General features: G+C 66.4%; 17 protein-coding genes. 12 read left to right on the top strand and 5 right to left on the bottom strand.

Annotation, left to right across the window (positions count from 1 at the left end; all coding sequences use genetic code 11):
• Positions 1-17: 17 nt before the first annotated feature.
• The 9 genes from ASG20_RS08115 (at position 18) to ASG20_RS08075 (ending at position 12,877) form a co-directional block, all read left to right on the top strand.
• Positions 18-2,096 carry a M13 family metallopeptidase gene (locus ASG20_RS08115; RefSeq protein ID WP_082470852.1) on the top strand — a complete coding sequence of 693 codons (2,079 nt, stop codon included), beginning with the start codon at positions 18-20 and terminating at the stop codon, positions 2,094-2,096.
• Between the two features lie 120 nt (positions 2,097-2,216).
• Complete coding sequence (locus ASG20_RS08110; protein ID WP_056050909.1) at positions 2,217-4,262, top strand: M13 family metallopeptidase; 2,046 nt, start codon at positions 2,217-2,219, stop codon at positions 4,260-4,262.
• A gap of 472 nt (positions 4,263-4,734) precedes the next feature.
• Complete coding sequence (locus ASG20_RS08105; protein WP_056050907.1) at positions 4,735-7,110, top strand: hybrid sensor histidine kinase/response regulator; 2,376 nt, start codon at positions 4,735-4,737, stop codon at positions 7,108-7,110.
• A gap of 65 nt (positions 7,111-7,175) precedes the next feature.
• Positions 7,176-7,541, top strand: a complete 366-nt coding sequence (locus ASG20_RS08100) for a response regulator (RefSeq protein ID WP_056052823.1) — start codon at positions 7,176-7,178, stop codon at positions 7,539-7,541.
• A gap of 230 nt (positions 7,542-7,771) precedes the next feature.
• The gene (locus ASG20_RS08095; RefSeq protein ID WP_056050905.1) at positions 7,772-8,005 is read left to right on the top strand and encodes a hypothetical protein; all 234 of its coding nucleotides are present in this window, start codon (positions 7,772-7,774) and stop codon (positions 8,003-8,005) included.
• A 64-nt stretch (positions 8,006-8,069) separates the two neighbouring features.
• Positions 8,070-9,791 (top strand): dihydroxy-acid dehydratase, encoded by a 1,722-nt coding sequence (gene ilvD / locus ASG20_RS08090; protein ID WP_056050902.1) that lies wholly within the window; start codon positions 8,070-8,072, stop codon positions 9,789-9,791.
• Positions 9,772-10,173: a hypothetical protein gene (locus tag ASG20_RS08085; RefSeq protein WP_056050900.1), complete on the top strand. Its 402-nt coding sequence runs from the start codon at positions 9,772-9,774 to the stop codon at positions 10,171-10,173. Before ilvD ends, ASG20_RS08085 begins: the two co-directional genes overlap by 20 nt.
• Positions 10,173-11,663, top strand: coding sequence for an NAD(P)H-hydrate dehydratase (locus ASG20_RS08080; protein ID WP_056050898.1), 1,491 nt, complete (start codon positions 10,173-10,175; stop codon positions 11,661-11,663). Before ASG20_RS08085 ends, ASG20_RS08080 begins: the two co-directional genes overlap by 1 nt.
• Positions 11,660-12,877 (top strand): class I SAM-dependent RNA methyltransferase, encoded by a 1,218-nt coding sequence (locus tag ASG20_RS08075; RefSeq protein ID WP_056050896.1) that lies wholly within the window; start codon positions 11,660-11,662, stop codon positions 12,875-12,877. The genes ASG20_RS08080 and ASG20_RS08075 overlap by 4 nt, the downstream gene beginning before the upstream one ends.
• Positions 12,878-12,944: 67 nt before the next feature.
• On the opposite strand, the gene truA is transcribed toward ASG20_RS08075, so the two are convergent.
• Both truA and fmt read right to left on the bottom strand, forming a co-directional pair.
• Complete coding sequence (gene truA, locus ASG20_RS08070) at positions 12,945-13,703, bottom strand: tRNA pseudouridine(38-40) synthase TruA (protein WP_056050894.1); 759 nt, start codon at positions 13,701-13,703, stop codon at positions 12,945-12,947.
• Positions 13,700-14,626 carry a methionyl-tRNA formyltransferase gene (fmt, locus tag ASG20_RS08065; protein WP_056050892.1) on the bottom strand — a complete coding sequence of 309 codons (927 nt, stop codon included), beginning with the start codon at positions 14,624-14,626 and terminating at the stop codon, positions 13,700-13,702. The genes truA and fmt overlap by 4 nt, the downstream gene beginning before the upstream one ends.
• A gap of 52 nt (positions 14,627-14,678) precedes the next feature.
• On the opposite strand from fmt, the gene recR reads away from it, so the two are divergent.
• From recR to rmuC, 3 genes are all read left to right on the top strand, one after another.
• Positions 14,679-15,275, top strand: a complete 597-nt coding sequence (gene recR, locus ASG20_RS08060; RefSeq protein WP_056052820.1) for a recombination mediator RecR — start codon at positions 14,679-14,681, stop codon at positions 15,273-15,275.
• A gap of 46 nt (positions 15,276-15,321) precedes the next feature.
• On the top strand, positions 15,322-15,846 hold the full coding sequence (gene def / locus ASG20_RS08055; RefSeq protein WP_056050890.1) for a peptide deformylase: 525 nt from the start codon (positions 15,322-15,324) through the stop codon (positions 15,844-15,846).
• A 461-nt stretch (positions 15,847-16,307) separates the two neighbouring features.
• The gene (rmuC, locus tag ASG20_RS08050; RefSeq protein WP_056050888.1) at positions 16,308-17,765 is read left to right on the top strand and encodes a DNA recombination protein RmuC; all 1,458 of its coding nucleotides are present in this window, start codon (positions 16,308-16,310) and stop codon (positions 17,763-17,765) included.
• 397 nt (positions 17,766-18,162) lie between these two features.
• Here the strand turns inward: rmuC and rplI are convergent, their stop codons facing one another.
• From rplI to rpsF, 3 genes are read right to left on the bottom strand one after another with little or no spacing between them, the layout of a single operon-like run.
• Positions 18,163-18,759 (bottom strand): 50S ribosomal protein L9, encoded by a 597-nt coding sequence (gene rplI / locus ASG20_RS08045; RefSeq protein ID WP_056050886.1) that lies wholly within the window; start codon positions 18,757-18,759, stop codon positions 18,163-18,165.
• 11 nt (positions 18,760-18,770) lie between these two features.
• A complete protein-coding gene (gene rpsR, locus ASG20_RS08040; protein WP_031393978.1) occupies positions 18,771-18,995 on the bottom strand; it encodes a 30S ribosomal protein S18 in 225 nt (74 codons plus the stop codon).
• Between the two features lie 2 nt (positions 18,996-18,997).
• Positions 18,998-19,432 (bottom strand): 30S ribosomal protein S6, encoded by a 435-nt coding sequence (gene rpsF, locus ASG20_RS08035; RefSeq protein WP_056050884.1) that lies wholly within the window; start codon positions 19,430-19,432, stop codon positions 18,998-19,000.
• Positions 19,433-19,522 lie beyond the last annotated feature (90 nt).

Genomic DNA, 19,522 nt, shown 5'->3' with positions numbered 1-19,522 from the left:
TTTCTCCGAGGTTCTTGATGCGCAAGTCGATTGTTACCGTGATCCTGCTCGCGTCCGCCGCATCGGCTTTCGCCCAGACGAAACCCAGCACCAACCGCCCATCGCCCGTGCTGGCGAAGGCCGCGAAAGGCCCCGTGGCGGCCAGGGACGCGAACAAGCCGCAGATCGGCGATTTCGGCTTCGACATGGCGGGCCGCGATACCAGCGTGACGCCGGGCACCGACTTCTTCGAGTACGCGAACGGCGGCTGGGTGAAGACCACGCCGATCCCCGCCGATCGCTCGTCCTACGGCATGTTCCACGTCCTCCAGGACCTGTCGCTCGCCCGGACCCGCACGATCCTCGATGCCGCAGCCACCAAACCCGGCGACAAGGTCGGCGATTTCTACTCGAGCTTTATGGACGAGGCCGCGGTCAACGCGAAGGGCGTGACGCCGGTCAAGCCGATGCTCGCCGCGCTGAAGGCGACCGGGGACAAGACCGCGCTCGTCACCGAGATCGCCAAGCTGCAGCGCCAGGGCGTCGGCGGCCTCGTCGGCGTCGGCGTGTCGCAGGACGACAAGGACCCGACCACCTATGTCGTCCAGTTCGGGCAGAGCGGCCTCGGCCTCCCCGACCGCGACTATTACCTCAAGGACGACACCAAGCTCGCGACCGTTCGCACCGCGTACCAGGCGTATCTGGCGCGGATGCTGACGCTAGCCGGCGAGCCAAACGCCGCCGCCCGCGCCGCCGCCGTCTTCAATATGGAAAAGGGGCTCGCGACCGCGCATTGGACGCGGATTGAAAGCCGCGACGCCGACAAGACCTACAACAAATGGACCGCCGCCGACTTCGCCGCGAAGGCACCGGGCTTCCCCTGGGCGCAGTACATGACCGCGATGGGCGTCACCGGCCGTCCGTTCTACCTCGTCGCACAGCCGAGTGCGGTGACCGGCGAGGCCAAGGTCTTTGCCGACACGCCAGTCAACGTCCTCCAGGACTATGCGATGCTCAAGGTGCTGCGCGCGTACGCGCCGTATCTGTCGAGCGATTTCGACAAGACCAACTTCGCGTTCTACGGCACCACGCTGTCGGGCACGCCCGAGCAGCAGGTCCGCTGGAAGCGCGGTGTCACGACCGTGTCGGGCGCGATGGGCGAGGCGATCGGCCAGCAGTACGTGGCGAAGTATTTCCCGCCCGCATCGAAGGCGGCCGCCGACGACCTCGTCAAGAACGTCATCGCGGCGATGGGCGAGCGTCTCAAGAACCTCGAATGGATGGCGCCCGAGACCAAGACCAAGGCGCTCGCGAAGCTCGCCGCGTTCACGCCGAAGATCGGCTATCCGGACAAGTGGCGCGATTATTCCGCACTCCAGATCCAGCGCGGCGATCTCGTCGGTAACGTCGCGCGCGCCAACGCGTTCGAATATGATCGCGACCTCAAGAAACTGGGCCAGCCGATCGATCGCGGCGAGTGGTTCATGACGCCGATGACGATCAACGCCTACGCCAACCCCACCATGAACGAGGTCGTGTTCCCGGCCGCGATCCTCCAGCCGCCGTTCTTCGATCCGAAGGCGGACCCGGCGGTCAATTACGGCGGCATCGGCGCGGTGATCGGCCACGAGATCAGCCATCACTTCGACGACCAGGGCCGCAAATACGACCTCAACGGCAAGCTCACCGACTGGTGGACGCCGCAGGACGTCGCGCGCTTCAAGGTGTTCACCGACGCGCTCGTGAAGCAGTACGATGCGTACGAACCGCTTCCCGGCCAGCACATCCAGGGCGGCCTGACGCTCGGCGAGAACATCGCCGATCTCGCTGGCCTGACGGTGGCCTACGATGCGTACCACAAGTCGCTCGGCGGCAAGCAGGCGCCGATCATCGACGGCACGACCGGCGACCAGCGCTTCTACTATGGCTGGGCCGGCGTCTGGCGCACCAAGTTCCGCGACGCTGCGCTCCAACAGACGTTGCTTTCCGACCCGCATTCGCCGGGCCACCAGCGCGTCCTCACGGTCCGCAACCTCGACCCCTGGTACGCCGCGTTCGGCGCCAAGCCGGGCGAGAAGAGCTACCTCGCCCCCGCCAACCGCGTCCGTATCTGGTAACTGACGCCGTCCGATAGAGCCCCGTCATCCTGGGCTCGACCCAGGATTCAGAGCCACGCCCGTAACGCTGTCGGCTCTGGATCCTGACTTTCGTCAGGATGACGAAGTTTGGAGAGAAACATGAAGTCCTTCATCGTCGCCGGCCTGCTGGCCGCAACCGCCATCACCGGCGTCACCGCCGCCATCTCGCAAACCTCTGAACCAAAGCCCGCTCCCGCTGCCCCGACCGGCGCGCAATACGGGACGTTCGGCTTCGACGAAAAGGGCATGGACAAGACCGTCCAGCCAGGCGACGATTTCTACACCTTCGCCAACGGCAACTGGGCGAAGACCAATCCGATCCCCGCCGACAAGTCGAACTACGGCTCGTTCAATCTCCTCTCCGACCTGTCCGAGAGCCGCACCCGCGGCATCCTCGACACCGCCGCGAAGGACCCGAACTCGAAGATCGGCCGCGCCTACGCGACGTTCCTCGACACCGGCACCATCGAAGGCAAGGGCCTCGCCCCGATCAAGCCCTGGCTCGGCAAGATCGCCGCGCTGAAGGACCGTGCGGGCTATCCGGCCCTCCTCGCCGAGGCAGACCGCGCCGGGATCGGCGGCCCGTTCGGCGGCGGCGTCGGCCAGGATGACAAGCTCCCTGAGCAATACGCGCTCTCGCTAGGCCAGTCCGGCCTCGGCCTCCCCGACCGCGATTACTACCTCAGCACCGACGCGAAACTGGTCGAGGCGCGCAACGCCTACCGCGCGCACATCGTCAAGATGCTGACGCTCGCCGGCGAACCCAATGCCGAGGCGCGCGCCACCGCGCTGCTCGCGTTCGAGACCGAGATCGCCAAGGTCAGCTGGACCCGAGTCGACAGCCGCGACGCCACCAAGACCTACAACAAGATGACCGTCGTCGATCTCGCCAAACGCGCACCCGGCTTCGATTTCGCCGCGTATTTCAACGGCATCGGCACGCCCGTCCCGACCGTCATCGTCGCGCAGCCCTCGGCGATCACCGGCATCGCCAAGCTCGTCTCGACCGCGCCGATCGGCGTGCTCAAGGACCAGCTGATCCTGCGCTCGCTCGATGGCTATGCCGACGTCCTCCCCAAGGCCTTCGACGCCGAGCAGTTCGCGTTCTTCGGCACCGTGCTCGGCGGCACGCCTGAGCAGGAGGCCCGCTGGAAGCGCGGCGTCCAGTTCACCTCCGGCGCGCTCGATGACGAGGTCAGCAAGCTCTACGTCGCACAGTATTTCCCGCCCGAGACCAAGGCCGCGGCGGACAAGCTCGTCAAGAACGTCCTCGCCGCGATGGGCCGCCGGATCGACAAGCTCGAATGGATGGCGCCCGAGACCAAGGTCAAGGCGCACGCCAAGCTCGCTGCGTTCACCCCGAAGATCGGCTATCCGAGCCAGTGGAAGGATTTCTCCGGCCTGACGATCACGTCGGGCGACGCGTTCGGCAACGAATGGCGGTCGAACGAATGGCAGCACCAGGACAACATCGCCAAGCTCGGCAAGCCGCTCCAGCGCTGGGAATGGGGCATGACGCCGATGGAGGTGAACGCCTACGCCAATTTCGGCATGGTCGAGATCGTCTTCCCCGCCGCGATCCTGCAACCGCCGTTCTTCGATCCGAAGGCCGACGACGCAGTCAATTACGGCGGCATCGGCGCGGTGATCGGTCACGAGCTGAGCCATCATTTCGATGATCAGGGCTCGAAGTATGATGCCAAGGGCCAGCTCACCGACTGGTGGACGCCGCAGGACGTCTCGCGCTTCAAGGCGCTGACGGGCAAGCTCGGCGCGCAGTACGGCGCCTACGAACCGCTTCCCGGCATGCATGTAAAGGGTCAGCTGACGATGGGCGAGAACATCGCCGATCTCGCGGGCCTCACGGTGGCGTACGATGCGTATCACACTGCGCTTGGTGGAAAGACGGCGCCGGTGCTCGACGGGTTTACTGGTGATCAGCGCTTCTATCTCGGCTGGGCGCAGGTCTGGCGCCGCAACTACCGTGAGGCGAACCTTCGCAACCGCTTGCTGACCGATCCTCACTCGCCGTCGCAGCAGCGTGCGTGGGTCGTGCGCAACCTCGACCCCTGGTATGCAGCGTACAAGCCGACGCCCGGGCAGAAGCTGTACCTGACGCCGGAACAGCGCGTTCGGATCTGGTAATAGGCGACTCCCCTGGACTACGGGGGAGCGGAAGCGACGACGCTCTCTGCAAAGCAAAGCGCCCAAGTCCGCCCAACCCCCAACGGTCCCCCCTCCCTGAAAGGGAGGGGCAGGGGGTGGGTAGGCCGCTTGGGAGGAACGACGTCCGCCAACAGGCCGACCCACCCCCAACCCCTCCCTTCCAGGGAGAGGAGCAGAAGAGATCGATTCGCCCCTCAAGCGCTCCACTGGTGACGACCGGTTCCCCCGCGAAGGCGGGGACCCAGGAATCAACCGCAACTATGCGTAGCTCTGCCCCCTGCATCCGCAGCGGGACGGTGACATTTGATCCCACGCAGTCTGACAGGAGCGGGCTCAATATCCTCCCTAGCGGACGAGGTTCGATAAATCCGCGCCACCCCGCCGCTGCCCGGCCCCCCAAACCAACCAACCCGCTTGACGCCCAGCCCCGCTTGAGCGGATGACCCACCCGATGGCATCGCTCGCTTTACCCACCCCCGCCCGCAACGCCGCGCTCGTCGCCATCGCGTCCGGCGTCGTCGCCGCCGCGATCGTGCTCCTGCTCGTCGGCAGCTGGATCGTCGCCGCCGGGTTCTTCGCCGCGGCTGCCATCGTCATCGGTGCGCTGATAGCCTGGCGTCTGCTGAACCCGGTCGCGAAGGACGCGCCGCGCCCGGTCGACTGGGACCTCACCCGCACCGTCGCCGAAGCCGGCACCGACGCCATCGCGATCACCGACCGCGCCGGCCGACTGGTCTGCGCCAACGACGCATACGATGCGCTGTTCGCAGGCTTTCCGACACCCCCGGGATTGCCGCTCGATGATGTCGGCACGGCGGCGCTCGCCGATGCCGGCCGAACCGCCTGGCGCGACGGGATTGCGAGGGTCGAGCGCCTCAACGCCCGCGGGATCTGCCTGTCCGCGCACATCGCACGCGCCGGGGATGAAGCGGACATGCTCGTCTGGCGATTCGTCACTGCGCAGGATCACGATCTCGCCGAGACGCTGGCGGCGCTGCTGCCTGGCCCCACCGGCGACCGGCTCGGCGGCAGCGGCATCATGGCGGCGTTGCTCTCCACCGACGGCCGCGTGCGGACCGCCAACCGCGTATTGCGCGCGCGCGCCAGCGGCAACGATCACGAATCGATCGACGGACGCGATTTCGCGAGCTTTCTCATCACCGACAGCCGCGGCTTCGTCCGCTTCGAACGCGAGGGTCTCGAAGGCACGCCGCTTCGCGTTCTCCAGGTGCCGTTTCTCGAAGGCGACGATGCGCCGGTTCTCGTCGCGCTGCTGGACGACGAGGAGGCCGCTCCGCCGGTCGGCGCGAGTGCGGCGGCGCACGTCCGAAGCTTGGTCAGCCTGATGCCGTTCGGGATGGCATTGGTGGATCGTGACGGCCGGTTTCTTCAGATGAACACGTCGTTCCTGCGCGCGGCGGGGGTCAATCCGGTCGCCCCGCCGCTGTATCCGGGCGATCTGGTCGTCCGCGAGGACAAGGCCGCGGTCGCCGACGCGATCCGCAAGTTCGCGAACGGCGCGACGCATTCCGCCGACATGGCGGTCCGTCTCAAGGATCACCCCGACGAGCCGGTCGCGCTCACCATCGCCGGCGCGCGCGGATTGGGCGATGCCGCCGTGCTGCTCAGCCTCAAGGACAATAGCGAGGAGAGCCGCCTCAAGCGCGAGGTGGCACAGGCCACCAAGATGCAGGCAGTCGGCCAGCTCGCGGGCGGCGTCGCGCATGATTTCAACAACATCCTGACCGCGATCATCGGCCACTGCGACCTGATGCTGATGCGCCATTCGCCCGGCGACAGCGATTACGACGACATCCAGCAGGTCCGTACCAACTCGAACCGCGCCGCCAGCCTGACGCGGCAATTGCTCGCCTTCTCGCGCCAGCAGACCTTACGCCCACAAATTCTGCAACTTCCCGACGTCGTTTCCGAAGTCTCGAACCTGCTCAAGCGCCTCATGGGCGAGAACGTCCGCCTCGACATGACGCACGGCCGCAACCTTGGCCCGGTCCGCGCGGATCCCGGCCAGCTCGAGCAGGTCGTCGTCAACCTGGCCGTCAATGCGCGCGACGCAATCGTCTCGGCCAACGCACGCGGCGGGGGCGTGCTGACCATCACCACCCGCGCGGTGTATGCGTCCGAGGTCCGCGCGATGGCCTCCGACATCCTGCCCGTCGCAGACTACACCGCGCTGATCGTCCAGGACACCGGCACCGGCATCCCGCCCGACGTGTTGCCCAAGATCTTCGAACCGTTCTTCACGACCAAGGAATTCGGCAGGGGCACCGGCCTCGGCCTTTCCACCGTCTACGGGATCGTCAAGCAATCCGGCGGCTATATCTTCGCCGACAGCAAGCTGGGGCAGGGCGCCACCTTCACGATGTATCTGCCGGTTCATTCGGCCCCCGCCGCGACGCGGCCCGCGATCGTGAAGCCCGCGCCGAAGCCCGTCGATCTCTGGGGCACCGGCACGATCCTGCTGGTCGAGGACGAGGACATGGTCCGGGCGGTTGCCGAGCGCGCGCTCTCGCGTCAGGGTTATACGGTACTGACCGCGGAGAACGGCGAGGTTGCGCTCGAGGTGCTGGAGAAACACGGCCGCCCCGATCTGCTGATCAGCGACGTCGTCATGCCGCAGATGGATGGCCCGACGATGGTGCGCCACGTGCGCGAGAAATATCCCGACCTGCCGATCCTGTTCATGTCGGGCTATGCGGAGGAGCAGCTGCGCAAATCGATCGATCTGGACAACGTCTCGTTCCTGCCGAAACCCTTCTCGGTCCAGGAACTCGCCGAAGCGGCGCGGGACGTGCTCGCCACGCGGTGAAACGAAACCGGAATGAATTGAACAAGATGTTGGCAAGTCGTAACAATCCCGACTATGCGCATGGCATGACCGCTTCCCAGCAGATCCTCCCGCAGCAGATTCTGATCGTCGAGGACGAACCGTTGATCGCCATGATGCTCGAGGATTTCCTCGAGGTGCTGGACAAGGGAGTCGCCGGCTCGGTCGATACCGTCGCCGACGCGCTCAAGCGGATCGAAGAGGGCGGCGTCGATGGCGCCATCCTCGACGTCAACCTCCGTGGCGGCGAAAAGAGCACGGCGGTCGCCGAGGCCCTGGCCGCGCGGGGCGTCCCTTTCGTCTTCGCCACCGGTGGCGGTGATGACGGCGTGGCCCCTGAATTCCGCGACCGCCCGCGGTTGCAGAAGCCGTTCACGATGGACGGCGTAGCCAAGGCCCTCGAAGGCCTCTGACTCCTTCTCCTTCTTGAAAAGGTGAGGCCGGGGGCGCTTGGTGAGAGTAACCTCCATCCAGACCGTCATCCTGGCGAAAGTCAGGACCCAGAGCCAGGCGGCGCATCGTCAGTAACCTTGGGTTCTGGCCTCGTCGGAATGAAGCACGTTGGCGAATCGATGCCACCGTATTGCACAAACACTGTCTCAGCCTCACGCTGCGTTCCTATGTATTTGCTACTTCAGACCTGATGCGACTTTCGCGAGCCCGGACGGTCACGCTGTCGTGCACGCTGGTAGCACTGGTCGTAGGCTATGGTTTCGGCGGCAGCAGCGTCGCGACAGCCGTCGCAATCCTCGCTCTCCCCCCGGTCGCTTGGGCTTTCGACAACGACAGCGGCACGTTTCTGATCCTCGCAATGCTCTTCGTCGTCACGATCGGGGTCATGGTCCTGCTCATCGCCCTGATGGCGCTCGTCCACTAAATTGCCCGTTCGGCCCCGCAACTCTCTTGCGCAAATGCCCCCTCCCGCGACATAGGCGTTCGCCATGACCCGCACATTCGATAAATCGCGCCTGCCGAGCCGCCACGTCTCCGTCGGCCCCGAACGCGCTCCGCACCGCAGCTATTACTATGCGATGGGCCTCGACGAGGAGCAGATCGCGCGCCCGTTCGTCGCGCTCGCATCCGCCGGCAACAACTCCGCGCCGTGCAACACCACGCTCGACGCGCAGGCCGATGCCGCGCAGGCCGGCGTCATCCAGGGCGGCGGCATGCCGCGCCGGTTCAACACGATCACCGTCACCGACGGCATCGCGATGGGCCATCAGGGCATGAAGGCCTCCCTGGTGAGCCGCGAAGTCATCGCCGATTCGGTCGAACTCTCGGTCCGCGGTCATTGCTACGACGCGCTCGTCGGGTTCGCCGGCTGCGACAAGTCGCTCCCCGGCATGATGATGGCGATGCTCCGCCTCAATATCCCGTCGGTGTTCGTCTATGGCGGCTCGATCCTACCGGGTCGCTATCAGGACCGCGATGTCACCGTCGTCGACGTGTTCGAGATCGTCGGCAAATACGCTGCCGGCGCTTGCCCGCTGTCCGAAGTCCACGCGATCGAGAAGGTCGCATGTCCGGGCCACGGCGCGTGCGGCGGCCAGTACACCGCCAACACGATGGCCTGCGTCGCCGAGGCGATCGGTTTGTCGATCCCAAACAGCAACATGGTGCCCGCTCCCTACACCACGCGCGAGCAGATCGCCGTGGCGGCCGGCGCGCAGGTCATGTACTGTCTGGCCGACAATATCCGCCCGCGCGACATCTGCACGCGCGAGGCGTTCATCAACGCCGCGCGCGTTGTCGCCGCGACCGGCGGCTCGACCAACGCCGCGCTGCATCTCCCCGCGATGGCCTCCGAGGCGGGCATCGAGTTCGACCTGTTCGACGTCGCGGAGATATTCAAGACAACGCCTTACATCGCGGACCTCAAACCCGGCGGTAAGTATGTGGCGAAGGACATGTATGAGGCGGGCGGCGTCTACATGCTTATGAAGACGATGCTAGCCGGCGGGTTCCTCAACGGCGACTGCCTGACCGTAACGGGCAAGTCGCTCGGCGAGAACATCGACCAGGTGACGTGGAACCCCGACCAGAAGGTCATCTACGACATCAAGACCCCGCTGACCCCGACCGGCGGCGTTGTCGGCCTGCGCGGGAGCCTCGCCCCCGACGGCGCGATCGTGAAGGTCGCCGGCATGCACCGCCTCCAGTTCTCAGGGCCCGCCCGCGTGTTCGACTGCGAGGAAGACACCTTCGCCGCGGTCGAAAACCGCGAGATCAACGAAGGCGAAGTCATCGTTATACGCTACGAAGGCCCCAAGGGCGGCCCCGGTATGCGCGAGATGCTGTCGACCACCGCCGCGCTCTACGGCCTCGGCATGGGCGAGAGCGTCGCGCTGATCACCGACGGGCGCTTCTCCGGCGGTACGCGCGGCTTCTGCATCGGCCATGTCGGTCCCGAAGCGGCGGACGGCGGCCCGATCGCGCTGGTCGAGAACGGCGACATCATCCACATCGACGCCGAAGCCGGCACGATCGACCTCGACGTTCCCGAGGCCGTGATGGCGGAGCGCCGCGCCGCGTGGGTGCCGCGCACCAACGATTACGGGTCGGGCGCACTCTGGCGCTATGCGAAGACCGTCGGCCCCGCGTACAAGGGTGCCGTCACGCACCCTGGAGCGGCAGCCGAAACCCATGTCTACGCAGATATCTAGGCGAATACTGGCGGTTGCCGCGCTTCTCTCGCTCCCGCTCTCAGCATGCGGGCGGGGGCCGTCCAGCGCGGACGTCGAGGCCAAGCAGAAGGCCGAAACCGCCGGCGACCGCCAGATCCCATGTGCGCGCGGTACGGCTGCGCTGGCCCCGACCTGCACCGTCGAACAGGCGCTGGGCAAGGGTGGCCTGATCCTCACGGTGCGGCATGCCGATGGCGCGTTTCGCCGCCTGCTCGTCACGCAGGACGGTCGCGGCGTGATCGCGGCGGACGGGGCCGAGGTCGCAACGGTTACCGTAGTGGGTAGGGACGGCATCGAGGTCGCGCTCGGCGGCGATCGCTACCGGTTGCCCGCCACGGTCCGGGGCGTCACGCCGCAGTGATGATCGGGATCGAAGGCCGCCCCATCCTGACCGCCGCCGAAATGCGTGCAGCGGAAGACGCGGTGATTGCCACCGGCGTCTCGGTGGAGATGCTGATGGACCGCGCGGGCACCGCGATCGCGCACGCAGTGCGCCGGTTGGCTGGCGCGAACGACGTCCTGATCCTCTGCGGCCCCGGCAACAACGGTGGCGACGGGTATGTTGCGGCCCGTGTGCTGGCGGAAATGGGCGTGGCGGTAAGGGTCGCGGCGCTGTCGGAGCCCAAGACGGATGCGGCGAAGTCGGCGAGGGCAGGGTGGCTAAGCCCTGTCGAAACGCTGGCGGAGGCAAAACCCGCGCCGGTCGTGGTAGACGCGCTGTTCGGCACCGGCCTGACGCGCTCGCTCGATGCGCACACCCGACCTACCTCGAATACCACCCCGGCGGAGGCCGGGGCCCATTTGGGCAACGCTATCGATAAACCGACCGGTTCACCCAACTGGACCCCGGCCTCCGCCGGGGGGGTATCGGTGGCGGCGCTGCTCCACTCTTTAGCCAATGCCGCGCAGCTCAGCATCGCGGTCGACCTGCCCAGTGGCCTTGCCACGGACACAGGCGAGGCGCTCAGCACGCCGCCCGTCTTCAACCTTACCCTTGCGCTTGGCGCGGTAAAACCAGCGCATCTCCTCCAACCCGCCGCGCGCTATTGCGGCGAGCTTCGCCTGCTCCACATCGACGTCCCCACCGCCAGCCAAGCCGAGGTTCTCAAAACCCCGTCGCTCCCAACCCCCGGACCTGACTCGCACAAATATACCCGAGGCATGGTCGCGATCGTCGCGGGCACCATGTCCGGCGCCGCCGACCTCGCAGCCCTCGCTGCGATGCGCGCAGGCGCCGGCTACGTGACCCTGCTTGGCGACAGCCAAGGCCCGCCGCACGCGCTCGTTCGCACGCGGTTCTCGGACCATGCGCTCGCCAACGACCGGATTGGTGCGCTCGTCATCGGCCCTGGCCTCGGTCGCGACGATACCGCCAGAGCCTGGCTCGAAGCGGCGCTTAACGCAGGCCATCCCCTCATCATCGACGGCGACGCGCTCCGCCTGCTCGACCCCGACCGAATCAAAGCGCTCAAGGTCCCCGTGATCCTCACCCCGCATTCAGGCGAGTTCGACGCGCTTTTCGGCAAATCCGACACCGACAAGATCACCCGAACCCGCGACGCCGCCACCCGCACCAACGCCATCGTCGTCTTCAAAGGCGCCGACACCGTCATCGCCGCCGCCGACGGCCGCGTCCGCATCGCGGAAGGCGCCAGCGACTGGCTCTCCACCGCCGGCACCGGCGACGTCCTTGCCGGGGCGATCGGCGCGATGCTCGCCGCAAAGATCGATCCGCTCGACGCTGCCTGCGCCGGAGTGTGGCTCCACGATGACGCTGCCCGCCGATTGGGCGCGGCTTTCATCGCCGACGACTTGGCGGAAGCGCTCCGGTCGGCCAGAGCGGCCCCATGACCACTGACTCGACCTCTGAACCGAATATCGACACCATCATCCGCGTCGCGGCGCGTGGCGACGGCATGACCGCCGACGGCCGCCACGCCGCCTTCTCGGCGCCCGGCGACACGCTCGCGCCCGACGGCACCGTGATCCCCGGCCCGCACCACCAGACGCCCCCCTGCGTGCATTTCCCGACCTGCGGCGGCTGCCAGCTCCAGCATCTCGACGACCAGGCCTATGCCGAGTTCGTCACCGACCGCATCGCCTCCGCGCTCGACGGCCAGGACCTGTCCGCGCCGATCCGCACGCCGCACATCTCCCCCGAACGCAGCCGTCGCCGCGCGACGCTCCACGCCGAGGCCAAGGGGGGCAAGATCACGCTCGGCTTCACCGCGGAGAAAGCGCACACGATCGTCGACATCAAGGAATGCTGGATCCTCGATCCGCGCCTGTTCGCGCTCGTCCAGCCGCTCCGCCAGCTGCTAAAGCGCCTCAACTTCCGCCGCCGTGCGGACATCCACCTGACGCTCGCCGACCAGGGCGCGGACATCCTGATCACGGGGTTCGCCCCCGAAGGCCTGCCCGCCGCCGAAGCGCTCACCAAATTTTGCGAAGATCACAAGATCGCCCGCGTGGCGTTCGACGACGGTCTCGGGCCCGAGACGCGGTGGGAACCCGACGCGGTAACGATCACCTTGGGCGGCGTCCCCGTGCCGCTCCCGCCCGCGTCGTTCCTCCAGGCCACGCCCGACGGCGAGGCCGCGCTGACCGCCGCCGTGCTCGAAGCGATCGGCAAGCCCGCGACGGTCGCCGACCTGTTTGCCGGCCTCGGCACCTTCACGCTCGCGATCCCCGCCAAGGTCTATGCGGCCGAAGGCGCGCGCGACGCGCTAGGCTCGCTCAAGGCCGCCGCGCACCGCACGCAACGTCCGGTCTACCCGGAGCACCGCGATCTCTATCGCCGCCCGCTGACGGTGGCCGAACTCGACCGCTTCGACGCGGTAGTGATCGATCCGCCCCGCTCTGGCGCCCGCGAACAGGCAACTGCGCTGGCCGAGTGCAAGACGCCCGTGATCGCCTATGTCTCGTGCAACCCGGCCAGCTTCGCGCGCGATGCGAAGGAGCTGTGCGACGCCGGCTGGCGAATCGACTGGGTCCAGCCGGTCGGCCAGTTCCGCTGGTCCACGCACGTAGAACTCGCGGCCAAGTTCGTCCGCAACGCTCCTTAACCGTCATCCTGACGAAAGTCAGGATCCAGAGCCACCGATGCCGCGCCTTGTAACTCTGGATCCCGGATCAAGTCCGGGATGACGGGGGTGGATAAACTGCACTCACAAAAAACAACCCATCGGGCGGCGCATTCAGCCCCAGCATCGCGCGATCCTTCGCCTCCAGCGCAGCCGCAACATCGCCAACCGCCCAACGGCCCATACCCACCAGCGCCAGGCACCCGACCATAGACCGCACCTGATGGTGCAGGAACGCCCGCGCCGCCGCATAGACGAACAGCCGCTCCCCCTCCCGCACCACCTCAAGCCGGTCGAGAGTCCGCACCGGACTATCCGCCTGACAATGCGCAGACCGAAACGTCGTGAAGTCATGCCGCCCGACCAGCGCCCCCGCAGCCTCCGCCATCGCCCCAGCATCCAGGGGCTGCGGCACCTGCCAAGCCAACCCCGCCTCGAACGTCAGCGGCGATCGCCGGTTGACGATCCGGTACTCATACGACCGCCCGATGCACGAAAACCGCGCATGCCAGTCGTCGTCGACCACCTCGCACGCCAGCACCGAAACCGGCGCCGGCTTCACCAGAGCATTCAGCCCCTCCATCAATCGAAACGCCGCGAGCGGCTTCGCGATATCGACATGCGCGCGCATCGCCATCCCGTGGACGCCCGCATCGGTCCGCCCCGCCGCCTGCACCGACGCGGTCTCGCCGGTCATCTTCAACACCGCCGCCTCCAGCGCCGCCTGCACGCTCGGCCCGTGCTTCTGCCGCTGCCAGCCCATGAACGGCCGCCCATCGAACTCCACCGTCAACGCGAACCGCGTCAAAGCTGCGTCCCCGAGCGAATCGGAAATCCGCGCAGCAATTCCGTGGCCGAGGTAACACCACGCCCAGCGCGCTGCACCAAAGTCGGCCGGATCGCCCCGTCGCCGCACCCGATCGTCAGCTCGGCATTGACCGTCAGCCCCTCGCACCCGAGAAACGAGAACGGCAACACGTCGGCCGCCAGCACCTTCACCCGCTCGCCAGCAACCTCGAACCAAGCTCCCGGCGCCGGGTTCATCGCCCGCACCAGCCGCTCGACCTCGACCGCCGACCGCTCGAAATCGATCCGCGCCTCCGCCTTGTCGATCTTGGCGGCGTAGGTAACGCCTTCCTCGGGCTGTGGCCGGGCAGGGTAGGCGTTGAGATCAGCCAGCACCTCGACCATCAACCGAGCCCCCATCGCCGAGAGTTCGGACGTCAGATCCCCCGCGGTCTTGCCGACGATCGGCGTACGGCCCTCGAGCCGAACCGGCCCGGTATCCAGCCCAGCCTCCATCTGCATGATACCGACGCCCGTCTCGGCATCGCCCGCGAGGATAGCCCGTTGCACCGGCGCCGCCCCGCGCCACCGCGGCAACAGCGACCCATGCACGTTGAGGCACCCGAACCGCGGCGCCTCCAGCACCGCGCGCGGCAGAATAAGACCATAAGCGGCCACTACCGCCACATCCGCGCCCAAAGCCGCAAACGCCTCGCGAGCCTCCAGCCCCTCCGGCAACGACGCCTTGAACGATACCGGCGTCCGCACCTCGATGCCGAGAGCTTCCGCCCGAACCTGCACCGGCGAAGGCACCAGCTCGCGCCCACGCCGGCCCCCTGGCCGGGCAGGCTGGCAATACGCCGCCACCAATTCATGCCCCGCCGCGACGAGGGCCTCCAGCACCGGCACTGCGAAGTCCGGCGTTCCCATGAAGATGATCCGCATGGCCCTCTCGAACACGCTGGCGGGGAGCGGCGCAACCCCCTATCTGTTCCCTATGGCATCCCCCGAGATCGAGGCGCTGACGCAGGCGCTGGCCCGGCTCCCCGGCCTCGGCCCCCGGTCCGCCCGTCGCGCCGTGCTGCATCTGCTCAAGAAGCGCGATGCGGCGCTGGGCCCGTTGCGCGAGGCGCTGACCGCGGTCGACGAGCGACTGGAGAATTGCTCGACCTGCGGCAATGTCGACACCACCAACCCCTGCGCGATCTGCGCCGACCCGCGCCGCGACCAGCGTTCGCTGTGCGTGGTCGAGGAGGTCGCCGATCTCTGGGCGCTCGACCGATCGCGGCTGTTCCCCGGCCGCTTCCACGTCCTCGGCGGCCGCCTGTCCGCGCTCGAAGGCATCCGCCCCGAGGATCTCAGCATCGACAGCCTGGTCCGCCGCATCGAAGCCGGCGGGATCGATGAAGTCGTCCTTGCGATGAACGCCACGCTCGAAGGTCAGACCACTGCGCACTACATCGCCGAGCGCATCGAACGCTTCCCCGTCCGGGTCACCCAACTCGCGCACGGCCTCCCGGTCGGCGGCGAGCTCGACTATCTCGACGAAGGCACGTTGGCGCAGGCGTTAAGGGCAAGGCGGCCAATGGCTTGAGCCAAGTCCTTGACGCACCCGGCATGCGTACCTTAGCGAACGCGCTATGACCGTCATGACCGTTCTCGAAGTCCCCGATCCCCGCCTGCGCCTCGTCGCCGAGCCGGTGGAGACGGTCGACGACTCCACCCGCACGCTCGTCGCCGACATGATCGAGACGATGTACGACTTCAACGGCATCGGCCTCGCCGCGACCCAGGTCGGCGTCCAGAAGCGTGTCCTCGTCATCGATCTCCAAGAGGAGAAAGACGAGGAGGACAAGCCGATCAAGAACCCCAAGGCGTACATCAACGCCGAGATCCTGTCGGTCAGCGACGAGGTCTCCACGTACAACGAGGGCTGCCTCTCGATCCCCGAGCAGTATGCCGAGGTCGCGCGCCCGGCGCGGTGCCGTGTGAAATGGCTCGACGAGACCGGTGCTGCGCATGAGGAAGATTTCGACGGATTGCTGTCGACCTGCATGCAGCACGAGATCGACCACCTCGATGGCGTGTTGTTCATCGACCACATCAGCCGCCTCAAGCGCGACATGGTGCTGAAGAAGCTTGCGAAGCAGCGCAAGCTGGGGTGAGGGGCGGGGCAAGCTCGAGCACGAGCACGAGCGCTTGAGGGTGGGCACCCGTTCACCCAACACGCTACCACCCCGGCGAAGGCCGGGGCCCACTTGGGGGACATCGCTAACGGAGCGCATTCCTCCGTTACGACGACATTTCCAATTGGGCCCCGGCCTGCGCCGGGGTGGTATTATTAGAGAGGGTGCCGACTCTCCGAAGTTGCCGACCCGTCCCTCCTAGTTCCCCCGCGAAGGCGGGGGCCCAGGACCACAAGCACCACCGTCAGTAACTTCGGACTCCCGCCTCCTCGGCAAAACAATATTCCGATTGTCCTACATCAACCGTTCGACGTATGTTCCAAGCATGACGTCCCCATTCGCTCCCCAAACCCGCCCGCTAACCCGCCCATCTCCCCCCGAGGAAATGCTGCGCCAGCGTCTGCACTTCCTATACTTCACTCCAGTTTCGGCTGCGCAAAGTGGCTGAGTTCGCCATCATCGCCGTCCTCGCGCTAGCCGCCGGCATCCTCCTCGGCTGGCTGCTAGCCTCCCGCCGAGCCGCCACCCTCGCCGCCGATCTCGCCGTCGCCAAAACCAAGGTCGCCGACGCCGACCTCATCCGCACCGCCCGCGACGCCGTCGAGCGCGAGCGCAACGCGGCGATGCAGGACCTCGCCACGCTCCGCGCCCAGAACGCCGAGCGCGCCACCGACACCGATCGCCTCCGCCTCGACCTCGCCACGATCCGTACCGACCGCGACGCCGCCCGCACCGAAATCGCGACGCTTAAAGCACAAGGCGAGGCATTCGAAGCGCGCCTGCTCGAGCTCCGCGAGGCGAAGGACGTCATGGCAGCACAGTTCGGTGACGTCGCCAACAAGCTGCTGAGCGACGCGCAGAAGACCTTCCTCGAACGCGCCGACGCGCGCTTCCGCCAGTCCGAAGAATCCGCCGGCCTGAACCTCAAGTCGATGCTCCAACCGGTAAGCGACCGCCTGCAACGCTACGAGGAAGGCGTCGCCAAGGTCGAGGCCGAGCGCCGCGACGCATTCGGCGACCTCAAGGGCCAGATCGAACAAATGCGCCTGGGCCAGGAAAAGGTCTCCACCGAAGCCGCCAAGCTCGTCAACTCGCTCCGCAACGCCCCCAAGTCCCGCGGCCGCTGGGGCGAGCAGCAGCTGAAGAACGTCCTCGAAACCTGCGGCCTCAGCGAACACACCGACTTCCAGACCGAAGTCTCGGTCGCAGTCGGCGACGACGGGGCAAGGTTGCGACCTGACGCGATCATCCGCGTCCCCGGCGGCCGTGCGCTGGTTATCGACGCAAAGGTGTCGCTCAATGCGTATCAGGACGCATTCGGTGCGGTCGACGATGCCGAGCGCCTGATCGGACTCGCTGCCCACGCGGCGTCGATGCGAGCACACGTCAATGGCCTCGGCAACAAGGCCTATTGGAGCCAGTTCGCCGACACGCCCGACTACGTCATCATGTTCGTCCCCGGCGAACACTTCCTCTCCGCCGCACTCGAACACGACCCGACGCTCTGGGATTTCGCCTTCGAAAAGCGCGTGTTGCTGGCGACACCGACGAACCTGATCGCGATCGCCCGCACGGTTGCGGCGGTCTGGCGCCAGGAGAAACTCGCCAACGAAGCGCGGAAGATCGGCGAACTCGGCAAGGAAATGCACGATCGCCTGGCCAAGGTGGCAGACGACCTGCGGAAGGTCGGCGTCGGCCTCAACAGCGCGGTGAAGAACTTCAACGGCTTCACCAACTCCTTCAACGGCCGCCTGATGGTGACCGGCCGGAAATTCCGCGACTTGAACATCGAGACCGGCGCGCGGGATCTTGAAGACGTGTCCTCGGTCGACGCGCTGGCGCTAGGCGAGGGGCCCGCGCTGATCGAGAAGCCAGAGAACGTCGAAAGCTGGGACTAGCAGTTGTGAACCACCCCGGCGAAGGCCGGGGCCCAATTGGGGGACCCGAATGATGGACGCTGCGATCCGTTACTCAAGCTTTCCCAACTGGGCCCCGGCCTTCGCCGGGGTGGTGGTGCAGCGCGGCTTGTTTGGCACCGAAAACCGATCGGTACAAAATTCGTTCACGTCCCGGCAACCTTTCTCGACCCTGCGCATTAACCGGATAACACCCCCAAGAGTCACCCGGTCATGAAACACCTAGTCCCCATCCTCTGCGCCCTGATCCCCTTCGCAGCAATGATTGGCGCCTGCGTAACCTGCCCCTGACGCCCGTCGCGCAGACACAAAAGAAAAGGCCCGCCCGGATCTCTCCAGGCGGGCCTTTCTATGCAAGCCAAGAAGGGAAGCGAAGGGATCAACCCTGCGCTTCTTCCTCCTGGTCGCGCGGTGCTTCGGCGGTCGCGCCGGGCTCTGCGTTCGGATCGTAATCCTCGACGAAGCCAGCCTCGTCGCGCTCGAACATCGACGACATCACGTCGACGCCCGAAGCCTGCATCTCGGCCTCTTCAGGCGAGCGGGCGACGTTGACCTTGACGGCCACCGACACCTCGGGGTGCAGCGAGACCTTGACGGTGTAGACACCGATCGCCTTGATCGGCTTGTCGAGCACGATCGCCGACTTGCCGACCTTGTGACCGTCGGCCACCAGCGCATCGACCAGATCGCGAACCGCGACCGAACCGTAGAGCTGACCGGTGTTCGACGCCTGACGGATCAGGGTCACGGTCGCGTCGTTGAAGGTCTTCGCTTCGGTCTCGGCATCGCTGCGACGCGATGCGTTGTCCGATTCGATCTTCGCACGGTTCGACTCGAACACCTTGCGGTTGGCTTCGTTCGAACGAAGCGCCTTCTTGTTGGGAAGCAGGAAGTTACGTGCGTAACCGTCCTTGACCTTCACCACGTCGCCGATAGCACCAAGCTTTTCGACGCGCTCAAGCAGAATGACGTCCATGTGGGCGCTCCTTACTTAACGATGTAGGGCAGCAAGCCCAGATGACGCGCACGCTTGATGGCCTGGGCCAGTTCGCGCTGCTTCTTTGCGGCCACCGAAGTGATACGCGACGGGACGATCTTGCCACGCTCGGACACGAAGCCCTGCAGCAACCGGACGTCCTTATAGTCGATCCGGGGAGCGTCTTTGGCGGAGAACGGGCAGCTCTTGCGGCGGCGGAAGAATGGACGTGCCATGATTATTCAGCTCCCTCTTCGCGGTCACGACGGGGACCACGATCCGGACGATCGCCACGATCGGGACGGCCCTCACGGCCACCTTCACGGTCGCCACGACGCTCGCGGTCACGATCCTGCTTGCGCATCATCACGGTCGGGCCCTCTTCGAGGGTGTCGACCTTGACCGTCATGTAACGGATGATGTCTTCGTTGATCTGGGTCTGGCGCTCCAGCTCTGCGATCACGCTGCCCGGGGCATCGATCTCGAGCATGACATAGTGCGCCTTGCGGTTCTTGGCGATCTTGTACGCCAGCGAACGCAGGCCCCAGTTCTCGGTCTTTACGACCCGACCTTCGTTGTCGTTCACGATCTTGGTGGCGATTTCCGCCAGTGCGTCCACCTGCGCTTGTGCCAGATCCTGGCGCGCAAGGAACACGTGCTCGTAAAGAGCCATGTCTTGTCCTTCGTCTTGGCCGATCGCTGATACACGCCCCATGCGTGCACCCCTCCGGCTGTCGTCTAGAATGCAAACAGGGGCGAGAGA

The organism is Sphingomonas sp. Leaf198 (assembly GCF_001424005.1).
Lineage (GTDB): Bacteria > Pseudomonadota > Alphaproteobacteria > Sphingomonadales > Sphingomonadaceae > Sphingomonas.
The sequence above is the reverse complement of the archived record's forward strand: the minus strand, read 5'-3'. Positions and strand labels throughout refer to the sequence as shown.